This is a genomic window from Phormidesmis sp. 146-12 (assembly GCF_052939495.1).
The window spans coordinates 1-11,429 of the sequence record NZ_JBJPHS010000158.1 but is presented as its reverse complement, the minus strand read 5'-3'; the positions used below and the strand labels follow the sequence as shown (position 1 = coordinate 11,429).

The following is an 11,429-nucleotide window of genomic DNA, read 5'->3' as shown; positions in this document are numbered from 1 at the left end:
AGCAGGGTATTGCTAAGGGGGTGACATTGTTGGCTTCAGGGCGCACTCAGAAAGCGGCAGATGTGGCATTTGCAGGAGATGTCTATGCTGGTGCGTTTACCTATTCTTTAACACGACAGTTGTGGGAGATGACGGATCAAAAAACAATCTCAACTGTAATGGCATCAGCATTGGCGAAGACGGAACAGTTTCTCAAGACGGTCAAAGCATCTCCTCAAACGCCAAGGTGGGAAAGTAAGCCTGGTAGTAACTACGCACAACAATCGGCTTATTTTACATCGGCAACTCGTTCAGCTTCAAGAGCTATAGTGACAGCGGTGCAGGGCGATCGCGTTCAAGTCTTGCTCACGACTGATCCGCAGAGTGTTGAAGCGTTAGGAAGGGGTGCAACCTTTACAATCGTAGATGAAACTGGGAAAGCAACTGGCACGATCGAGATTGAGTCGCGTAAACAACTCATTGCAACCGGGAGAGTTTGGAACGCAAAGATTGCCCCAGGAACCTCGCTACAGGAGACCCTTCGAGCGATTCCAAAGAATACCTCACTCAAAATAGGGTTAGATGCTTCTGTGAGAAAAGAGGCTGGATCGCTTAACAAGATTCCGCGAATTGAGTTTGTTGAGTTGCTTCGGCAGGATGTTCATTATATTTTGGGTCGAAACGCATCTAGCATTGGATTGTTCTCACCCGGACTGGAGCCAATTCCAGATTCATTTGGTAAAGCGGATGAAACGGTGCAGTCTGCGATCGTGCGATTAGAACCAAAACTACGATCGCTTCTTGCTGCCCGAATTCTCAAACTGATGTTGAATGCGGATGCTGCAACTTTGAAAGTGAGTGCAGCGATCGAAACCAGTGGAGCCGAATTGGTTGGACAAGCTTTTACAGTGCGAGGAGGAGCGACCCCGACGAGAGCAACTCGATCAAAGCTCGTGTCTCAACTCAAGATTGGGCAAGACTTCCGATTAGTTGTGCAAAATCAAGAAGTTCGAGATCTGTATGTTGCAGTGGTATTAGTCAGTCCGGCAGGTGAAGTGGTCGTTGCATTTCCTCAAACAGACAATGAGGAGGCAGGATTGATCAAAGCAAGACAATCAATTACGACGATTGAGTATACGATTACTCCTCCCGCAGGTTTAGCGGAGGCATTAGTGATTGCGAGTACTGCACCAGTAAAGGGGGCTTTGCAGACTCTACGATCGATTTCATCCGAAGAACGATCAACGGCATCTGTAGGCGATTTATTTAATGGGTTGGATACGACAACACGCACGGGAGGAAAAGCGATCGCAGGAGTGAGTCAGATTCACGTCAATGAGTTAGCGGCGTTATCGATGACGTTTGAAGTTATAGCTGGTAGCTCGCGCTAAAATAAAGTGCCTTGTCTTGTAAGTTATTACCCCGTTCATCAGCCTGACGAAACGGAACGGCATAATCTACGCGAATGTTCAATCGATCAACAGGTTGCCAAATCAGTCCCAACCCTCCACCAGGCAAAACATTTTGCGGGGAATTGGAGCCTTTCGCATTCCAGACTGCACCCACATCAATGAAGGGCGCTAGCTGCAAAGTCGGAGCGCCTGAACCGTTGCGGGCGATCGCGATTCGATCTTCAAGTGAAAATCGAAAACCGTTATCGCTTGATCGAGCATTCTGCCGATAGCCACGGACTGACTGTCCACCCCCAATAACGAATTGTTGGGAGGGGATGAGATTATCAGGGGTGAGTTGTAGATCAAATTGAGCAATGAAGAAATTACTATCGCTGAGTCTCTGGATGCGTTGCGCTTGTCCAATCCAGCTAAAGAAATTCGGATCAGATCCAGTCCCAGAAGCAAAGGTATTGAATCCGAAGTTAAACTGCGATCGTAGTGCCCAAGTTCCTTGCGGATCACGGGACAGAAAATCTTGTCCAAACTTTACTAGACGAGCACGATTGTTGGTGTTGAACCGTGAATCTTCGGTGATAAAGGTATCGCCATTTTGCAGCGTAAACCCAAGGGAAAGGGCAAATTCTTGCCGTAGCGATCGCACAATAGGCTGACGAAAACTGACTTCATACAGATCAGATGAGCCACCGATGTTGAAGCCTTGAGCGATCGATTTATCGGTAATGCGATTGCTGCTGGGTGCGATCCGAAATTGGAGGGTTCCATTCATCGGATTCACGGGGAGGCGATAGTTAAGGTCGTAAGTGTTTGCGCCGCCGCTCGTGGATCGATTGTAAGCAAATACCAATTCATCACCGAGTCCGGTTGGATTGCGGAAGCCCAAGAATGCACCCACGCGCTCTGACCCGACACTGGGCGGGGAGAAGTTATCGGTGGTAATGCCTCCGTAAATTGGCTTGGCTTCGCGAACTCGAACAGAGAGGGTACTTTCTCCGATCGTCGTTCCAGGTCGGAGGGTTGCTTCAACATCGCTCAGAATTGGATCGGTTCGCAGTAGCCGCAGTTGTTCTTCGAGTTTGTCTTGGCGTAGTGGGGTTGTGATGCCGAGACGAACGCGATTACGAATATAGGCTGCGTTAAGTCGTTGAGTGCCTTCGACTTCGATCGTGCTAACGCTCCCTTCAATCACCCGAATTTCGACGACTCCATCGGTGATCTGCTGGTCGCCTAAAATGGCTCTGGTGTTGATATAGCCTTTGCTGAGATAGAGTTTTGTGATGTTGTCGGCAACATTGCGAAGATCGCCGAGAGTAGCAGTTTTGTTTTCAAATGGTTGAGTGAGAGGGGCGAAGTCGGAAGGCTTAAAGACTGTACTGCCTGTGATTCGGATTTGACGAATGGCGATCGGGGTGGTGGGGAGTTCTAATTCTGGTGTAGGGCTGGGAGATGGAGTGGGCAAAACGGGTGTTTCGGGTTGAGGTAGCGTTGGTTGAGGTACGGGAAGGAGTCGATCGCGGTTGGGATCAGGGCGCTGTATGGTTTCAGGCGGTGCGATTTGTTGGGCAAGGGTCGAAGGTAATGCCTGAGTCGTGATTGTTTGGGGAAGCGTAGTTACATTCGGGGATTTTGCTGATTTATGAATGTATGAATTGATTTGACCAGGAACAGAAGAAATTAGCAGAGTTTCAAGCACAATTGTTTCCTAAAGTTGTAGTCTTGCTCACAGTTTAAGATCACTCAAAAGGGTGATGTTAAAGCATTTTCGCCAAATGGAGGTGCAATTTATTTAGAAGCATTATATTGCAAAGTTACATTAAGTTTCACAATTTATCCGGAGTTTTCTCGTACTCTTTGGAGTATCTAGTTGAGTCCTAAATACTACAGGTTGATTAGCAGAAGTTAGCCCAGGTATCGTTTGATTTGAGCTTGAGTTCCTGTTGAGAGAAAGAGAGCGTCCTATGGATTTGAAGCGCTATTTCGTATTGCTGGGTTTGACGTTGCTAAGTTTAGGAATCGAGCAAGAACGGGTGCGATCGCAGATCGTTCCAGAAGCAGGGCAGGACGGGACGGGAACTGTTGTAACACCCAACGTCCAGAACACGAATCAGCTTGACATCACAGGTGGAGCTTCAGCAGGAAGTAATCTCTTCCACAGTTTTCAAGATTTTGGAGTTAATCAAAACCAGACTGCTAACTTTGTTCCTAGTGCAAATATCCAGAACATTTTGGGACGGGTGGTTGGGGGCAACCCTTCGATCGTCAATGGGATCATTCAAGTCAGTGGGGGAACCGCAAATCTGTATTTGATGAATCCGGCTGGAATTTTATTTGGGTCAGGTGCGAGTCTTAATGTGCCTGGATCGTTTGTGGCAACGACAGCCAACGGGATGCGATTTGGGGCGAATGGTTGGTTTAGCGCAGTTGGAGCAAATAGCTATGGGGCGTTAACTGGTAATCCTGATGCGTTTGCTTTTACGATGGCGAATCCGGGTGCGCTAGTAGCAGACGATTCGTCTTTAAGATTGAAGAATCCAGGGCAATCGATCGTCTTACTGGGTGGGGCGGTAGTGACTACAGGAACTTTGGAAGCACCTGGAGGAAACATTACGATCGCGGCAGTACCTGGCAATAAATTCGTGCAGATTCGTCAGGCGGGAAGTTTGCTCAGCATTGAATTGCCCATTGAGGAGCGAACTGCGATTAACGCTCTACCTGTTACATTTATTCCCGCAACTTTACCACAACTAATAACAGGAGGAAGCAGCGTTAGCAATGCATCTAGATTACGGGTTACGAATGGAGTCATTCGACTAACAACAGTTAACTCAAGCACTGAGGTTTCTCAAAAGCCTGGAGATGCAACTGTATCAAGCAGTCTGAATGCAGAAAATGGAAATATTCATTTAGCCAGTGATGGAAACTTACTTTTAGCTGACGGAAGCCTTGAGTCAAATGAAGTAAGAATCGAAGCACAGAATGGGAACTTGATAGCTGAAGCGAGATTCAACTCATCAACGTTCTTTAGAGTAGCAGAAGGTACAACATTCTCTGGGCGTGATATTTCGCTATCTAACGGCACCGGTTCATTCGGTGGATTCAGTCGTAATAGCTTTGGTCGCAATTTTAAGATTATTGCTACGGGTGATGTGAGCTTAGGGGCTGGAAGTTCAAGAGTACAAGATGCCCTTGTTATCCCTGGTGACTTCACTATTCAAGCTGGAGGTAAGCTAAACATTGAACGGTACCATGTTCTAGCAAGAAATATTCGGACGGAGACTGATTCAGTTAAAATCACTGGTTCTGAGTTATCGGCTGAGAATGATCTACAGCTCATCTCACGAGGATCGGTGGAAATTTCAGAGATCCCCAAAACAGGATCTGTCCTCCCCGCACCAGCTATTTTGCAGGCTAAAGGCAAGCTATCTATATCTGGCAATCAAGGGATCAACATTCAAGCGCTCACAGCCCCTGAGTCGCTTCTTCTAAGCCGTGGTAATTTAACCCTAAACAGTCCAGCACCAATCATTGGCAATATTAAGATTGCTAGTGGTGGGAACTTTACTGCTGGCACGGGTAGTTTCACTCAGAGCAATTCATCTGGCTCACGAACAGGAATTATTAGCTCTAGTGGTGATGTCACTTTTGATAAGTATGAAGGAGCAGCCCTGAAAATTGAAGCCAAAGGAAGTATTCGAGGTGGAAATATCCGGATTATAGGTGCAGGTAATTTCCCTGTTACAATCAACGACCCGGATTTGTTGTTTCTTAATGCTGGGTCAGGAGTTGTTTTACGCGCTGGCGTTTCTGAGTTGAAGAACTTTCCTGACCTTCCATCGGCTCTTGGAGGAGGTCAGTTTTCAGAGTCTACTCGTTCAGCTAGTCCTCCAAGCATTAGCGTTGGCAACATTGACACCTCTGTCACAGAAGGGAATGGAGGTGCTGTTGTACTGACTGCACCCGGTGATATTAACGTTGGTAACATCATCTCTACGACGACTTTTAATTCTTCTCAGAGCAGCAACACTCTCCGCAAAATATTGCCGATAGGAGGCTCAGTTAGCGTAAACTCTGGTGGTAATGTTCGTCTGGGTAATCTTAATACCCGTGGGGGAACAGTTGCAATTGCTGGAGAAAGCATTCTGGCAGGAGACGTTAGCGCAGGAAGTCTCGGTAGCGAATATACCCGTCAGGAACTATCACCAACATTAGGTAAGGTTGAATTAGTGTCTCGCGAGGGCAATATTGAAGTTCGTACCATAACAGCTAGTATTGGGGGGATTGATGTAAATGCTGCCAAACTTTTTAGAGTGACAGGAATAGATTCTCTACAGTCTAGAGCTGTTCTTGCCACACCATTTTTGGAGCTATACCGTAACGAAGGAACCTTCAAGATTAAAGAGGCTCCGATCGAGGTGATCAACTTTCTTGTAAGTCAAGGCTACCGCCAAGAAGATCTCAAAATCTCAGATGCAAAAGTATCAATCTTTAGAGCAGCATCTCCTTTTAATCGACAACTTGGCTCGTCCATCTCGGAAGGTATTCCAGTTAGTATTTCAGTGCAAAACTTCGGTAGGAAAACTGAAGGGAAGGTTACGATTCGACACGGTGGCACGAACGAAGCGGACATCACAAGACCGCTGGTCGAAATCTCCGGTAAAAAAGGTGGAGAATCTGGGTTTGTAGTTGGACTTAGAGAAATTGCAAAACCAGGCCCAGTATTCCAAGTAGATATAAATCAAACAAGCAACAGTTTTGATCCTAAAAATCCTAAATCAAGCATCTCGTTGATTAGGAATATTGACATTGAACCTCTTGCAGAAATTCCTAGCGACTCTAGTGGATTAGCTGGGCTTCTTTTTATTGGAAACAGCTCCAACGGTTTATATGCAGATTCAATTCAAACGATTGCTTCCCGTAGCAAAGGCGGTGGTACTGGTGGTACTGGTGGTCCTAGGGGTGGTGATATCAAAGTCTCAAAAGATATCGATCGCCAAACCGCTCAAAAACCTGACACATTCATCTGCAAGCCAGTCAATCAAACTGGGAGTCAGACATCCTCCAAGAACTCTCCAAGTACTGCCCCCTGTTCACCAGCAGGCAATGATGGTGTCATCCTCAAACTCCTTGATGATAAACAAGCAGCAACCCCACGTCCTGCCCCACCAGAGACCATCCCTGTGAAAAATTAACCCATGCCACGCTCCAAAATAGCTCGATCAATCGTGCCTCCGCTCCTCCTCCTTCTCACCCTTCTAGCGACCCCTACCGCGATCGGGCAAACGACTAAACCTTCCGAACAACTTACCCAACAAGCCACAGCTCTCTTCCAAGCGGGTGAAACCCATCTGCGCCTCGAACGCTACCCAGAAGCCATTACCACCCTCGAAACCCTCCTCCCCATTACTCAAACCCTACAAAACCCCCTCCTCGAAGCCCAAACTCTACAAAACCTTGGGATCGCCTACAAAATCACCGGCAACTACCTCAAAGCCATTAGCGCCCACAAAAGAGCCGGGAAACTCTTTCTCCAACTTGGCGATCGTCCTGCTCTTGGCAAACTTCTGATAAATCTCGGCACCGACTACCAGGAACTCGGCGACTACAACAGCGCTGCCCAAAGCTACGAACAAGCCATCGCCATCCTCCAGCAAGCCAACGATCCCGAAGGTCAAGCGATCGCCTACAGCAACTTGGGCACCGTCCAAGCGATTGCTCAAGCCTATGCCCAAGCCCAAACTAGTTACCAAACTAGCCTAGACCTCATCCGTAGCATTCCTGAAGCAACCCGCGATCGTAACCGCGAAGCCAGTGCTCTCATGAATCTAGGCAACATTTTTACAACACTAAATCAAACTCAAAAAGCACTGGAATACGAACAACAAGCCTTGACGATTGTTAAAAATACTAATAACCGCACTCTGCAAAGCCAAGCACTCAACGCTATTGGTGGCATCCACATCGACCTCAAACAATACCCTCAAGCCATTCCCTACCTTCAGCAAAGTCTCACCCTATCTAAAGACATTGGCAATAAATCACTTCAAGCCCGATCGAGCAATAACTTAGGTCACGCACTCTACAATACACAGCGCTATCCAGAAGCGATTGCTCAACTTAAATCTGCCATTCAAATCCTAGAAGATTTGCGCCAAAATATTGTTAGCGATCAACAACAGGTAACGTTGTTTGATACGCAGACTTCCACTTATAACCTCCTGCAACAGGTTTACGCCGCTAATAATCAATTCGACCAAGCGCTAGAATCCTCCGAACAAGGCCGTGCCCGTGCCTTTGCTCGCCTACTTTCCATACGCAATCAAGCCAATTCTGTGAATGCACAACACGCTAAAACAATCGTTGATACCATTGATATTCCAACTATTCAACAACTCGCTAAGCAAGAAAATGTCACTCTTGTTGAATATTCCCTCATCCCAACCGATGAATTTCGTTTTAGAGGCAATCAAAACTCACCATCTGAAGCCGTTCTAATTTATGTTGTCCAACCCACTGGAAAAGTGACCCTCCGCAAAGTTGATCTCAAAAAGCAATCGATCGAACAACTCATCGCCGATAGTCGCGTTTCTCTCGGTGTCAACAATCGTGGGTTCACTCCAAAACAACCTTCTCAACCTGCCCCTAACACAAGCCCTAAACTCAAGCAACTCCACACACTCCTCATCGAACCAATTCAAGATCTGCTCCCGAAGAATCCAGATGCTCCAGTTGTCTTTGTTCCTCAAGCCGATCTATTTCAAGTTCCCTTTCCGGCTCTACAAAATAGCGCTGGCGAATATCTAATCAAGAAACACACTATTCTTACAGCTCCATCGCTCCAAGTGCTGCAAGAGATTTCGCGATCGCAGCATTCCGAAGGCGAAACCCTCATCGTCGGCAACCCCACCATGCCGCGTGTGATTAGCCCGATCGAGAAACAGCCGATCGAGCTAATCCCCCTTGCAGGGGCAGGCGAAGAAGCGATCGCAATCGGAAAACTCTTCAATGCCAAAGCCTTCACTGGCAACAACGCCCGCAAATCAGACATTCTCGCCAAACTCCCCAAAGCCCGAATCATTCACCTCGCTACACACGGACTGTTAGATGATTTCAAAGGCTTAGGCGTTCCAGGCGCTATCGCACTTGCTCCCTCTGGCACCGGAGAACCCAACGACGGCTTACTTACCGCCAGCGAAATTCTAGATCTCAAGCTCAATGCAGAGTTAGTCGTCTTAAGTGCCTGTGATTCAGGAGGTGGCAAAATCACTGGAGATAGCGTAATCGGGCTGTCCCGATCGTTCCTGAGTGCAGGCGCTTCGAGTGTGATTGTCTCGCTCTGGTCAATCCCAGACGCTCCGACCGCAGAGTTGATGACCGAGTTTTACCGCAACTTTAAAGAACGCAAACTCAGTAAAGCACAATCCCTCCGCAGTGCCATGCTCAAAACGATGCGAACGCATCCAGACCCAAAAAACTGGGCAGCTTTCACACTGATCGGAGGAGCGAATTAATGCAGTTAGATGATCCCGTTGGATTAAATCCTGCAATTCAGCAGTATCAAACCGCGATCGCGTCCCTCGACACCAGTGCCAACAAAAACCTCTCAGAACTAGAAGTATTAGAGATTCTAACCGCCCGTGACGCAGTGAATACTGCACTCAAAAGCGCGATCGCGCCCCAACAGTTAGCGATCGTCACTCAATCTGATCAAAGACTTCGGCAGTCTGCTCATCAATTTTCCCGATTCACCGCCTCAAAACAATGGCGATCGAGCTTCAATCCCGACGAGAAAGCCTGGTGGTGGTATTTAGAAGCCTCCAAAAATCGGTTTGATTGGCTGTGGAGTGCAACCTCGATCGCGTGTCTCACCATCTCGCTGAGTCTAGTTGGAGATATCTCAACTCGCTTTCTCACAGGCGGCTCAGATAGCTTCGGAGCTTTTGCCGTGAGTAGTCAAAGTATTCTGACTCTACTGGCAGCAGGGGGCGCACTGACCAAAGCTGGACAAGAAGCCAATCAGCGTATTCTCAAACGCCTCAACATCTCAGAACAGTATTGGCATGAATTAGGAGTCGCGTTCTCAATTCTATTGGTGCTCAGTTTATTTGGCACTCGGCTTGCACTACCTTGGATTGCAACCAAGTACACTGCGTTGGGCGTTCATCAGTTTGAGCGACAAGAATGGGGTGGCGCAGAAGCAAAGTTCAAACGTGCCTTACAACTCAATGCAGATGAGCCACAAGCTCATTTCTGGTTGGGTCGATTGTATGAGGAACTGCAAAAGCCCACCGAAGCCCGTCCTCATTATCAGTTAGCGGCTCAAAGTGGAGTCTTAGATGCCAACAACAATCTGGCAAGGCTTTATATTCTCGATAAGAACTACAGTGCAGCAGTCTCGCTCCTAAACCAAGCCTTGGAGAATGTACAAGCTACACCCGATACTAAACATGCGCTTCTTAAGAATTTTGGGTGGGCACGATATGAGCAAGGCGATTTGGCAGGGGCAGAAAGCAAACTATTAGAAGCGATCGAGCTTCAAAAAACTGCCAATCTTGAAAAAAACATTGCCGCTCCTTATTGTCTCCTGGCTCAAGTTCTAGACAAACAGAAAAAAGCAGAAGCCCGATCGCAGTGGGAACTCTGTAACCAGAACGCCGCTGTTTACAATCCAGATGAGGATCAATGGGCAATTCTTGCTCAAAAACGCCTAGCAACCAAAGAGGGACAGCCCAAATGAAACGTTGGCTACACTGGGGAATTTTGATGATCTTGTTCATCGCATCTCCAGCCCTCTCCCAATCAGCACTAATCGACTCAGCAACAACTCAAGTCTTTCTCAAACGTCGAACTTGGTCAGACTTCCAGGCTGTTCGAGTCAGCACTGAAATTGAAGAGCGAGACCAAATTCGAGTTGCAAGGGGCGGGCGAGTTCGGATATCTTGTCCCAATCGCCGCACGTCATTTTGGGCATCAGAAGAACCCATTACGATTAGAAGACTCTGCGGAAGTTGGAGACTAGTTGCCGGACGAGGAAATCAATCCGCCGCAACATTAGGCGGAACTGACTCAACTATTCCCTACCTGATTTCCCCTCGCCACTCTCTCTTATTAAGCAGTACTCCTACATTTCGCTGGAATTCTGTTCCAGGAGTGACTCGCTATGTGGTGCAAGTGAAAAACGCAAACCAGATCATTTGGGAAACTACTGTTCTACAACCTCAGACAATCTATTCTGGCTCATCCTTAGTTTCTGGCACTGCTTACACTGTGATCGTCAAAGCAAGCAATGGTAGAACCTCTGAGCAAGATGGTATCAATCAAATCCGCGCTTCTGAATTAGATTTTCGAGTTTTGCGCCCATCTGAAGCTAATGAGATCACTCAAGAGGTTGCCGCCATTCGCAAAAGTGGTTTAGCCAATCAAGTGACTGCCTTATCTATAGCAAAGTTCTATGGTGATTATGTGCTGCCTGCTTCTACGGCTCAAGTTTACGGACTCTCCGATCGCACGTTTGACACCTACAGTTTGACCACAGATGCGATCGCTGTGCTTGAAGAGCAAATCAAAACGGGCAATCCTTCGATGATCGTCCATCGCACCCTTGGCAACCTCTATTGGCAAATCGGACTTGCCCAACCTGCGATCAACCACTACAATCAAGCGATCAATCTTGTTCAGTCCTCATACGACTTGGAAGAATGGACACTTGCTCAATATGGGTTAGGACGCATTTATAGCGCAATTTCTAAACCTCCAGAAGCACTTAATGCCTACCAACAAGCTCGAACGGGATTTCTCTTTCTAGGAGACACTCAACGAGCAACTGTTCTCGATCGTCGGATCGAAAAGTTGAAAACCCAATGAACTTGCAGCGGAATGGACGAAATCCAATGGCGTAAAACTGATCTGCAACAAGTTTGGCGTATACGATGCAGTCGCGCCAGTCGGGTCTTGCGATGGCGTTCCCGTAGCTTCTGTTGTTAGGGTTTAAGGGCCTATCCGAAAACCATAAAATCTGTGAGATGATGAAGGCAAGCGAGT

At 47.4% G+C, this 11,429-nt stretch carries 6 protein-coding genes; 5 read left to right on the top strand and 1 reads right to left on the bottom strand.

What is annotated here, in order from left to right:
* A partial coding sequence (locus tag ACKFKF_RS32290; RefSeq protein ID WP_446871502.1) for a DUF4384 domain-containing protein occupies positions 1–1,370 on the top strand: 1,370 nt, incomplete at its 5' end.
* Here the strand turns inward: ACKFKF_RS32290 and ACKFKF_RS32285 are convergent.
* The gene (locus tag ACKFKF_RS32285; RefSeq protein ID WP_446871501.1) at positions 1,348–3,084 is read right to left on the bottom strand and encodes a ShlB/FhaC/HecB family hemolysin secretion/activation protein; all 1,737 of its coding nucleotides are present in this window, start codon (positions 3,082–3,084) and stop codon (positions 1,348–1,350) included. The two genes, ACKFKF_RS32290 and ACKFKF_RS32285, sit on opposite strands and share 23 nt — an antisense overlap.
* A 265-nt stretch (positions 3,085–3,349) precedes the next feature.
* On the opposite strand from ACKFKF_RS32285, the gene ACKFKF_RS32280 reads away from it, so the two are divergent.
* Genes ACKFKF_RS32280 through ACKFKF_RS32265 form a run of 4 tightly spaced genes read left to right on the top strand, consistent with a single transcriptional unit; the run spans position 3,350 to position 11,252 of the window.
* A complete protein-coding gene (locus ACKFKF_RS32280; RefSeq protein WP_446871500.1) occupies positions 3,350–6,580 on the top strand; it encodes a filamentous hemagglutinin N-terminal domain-containing protein in 3,231 nt (1,076 codons plus the stop codon).
* Positions 6,581–6,583: 3 nt separating this feature from the next.
* Entirely contained in the window at positions 6,584–8,899 is a 2,316-nt protein-coding gene (locus ACKFKF_RS32275; protein WP_446871499.1) for a CHAT domain-containing protein, read from the top strand.
* On the top strand, positions 8,899–10,125 hold the full coding sequence (locus ACKFKF_RS32270) for a tetratricopeptide repeat protein (RefSeq protein WP_446871498.1): 1,227 nt from the start codon (positions 8,899–8,901) through the stop codon (positions 10,123–10,125). The genes ACKFKF_RS32275 and ACKFKF_RS32270 overlap by 1 nt, the downstream gene beginning before the upstream one ends.
* The gene (locus ACKFKF_RS32265; protein WP_446871497.1) at positions 10,122–11,252 is read left to right on the top strand and encodes a tetratricopeptide repeat protein; all 1,131 of its coding nucleotides are present in this window, start codon (positions 10,122–10,124) and stop codon (positions 11,250–11,252) included. The genes ACKFKF_RS32270 and ACKFKF_RS32265 overlap by 4 nt, the downstream gene beginning before the upstream one ends.
* Positions 11,253–11,429 lie beyond the last annotated feature (177 nt).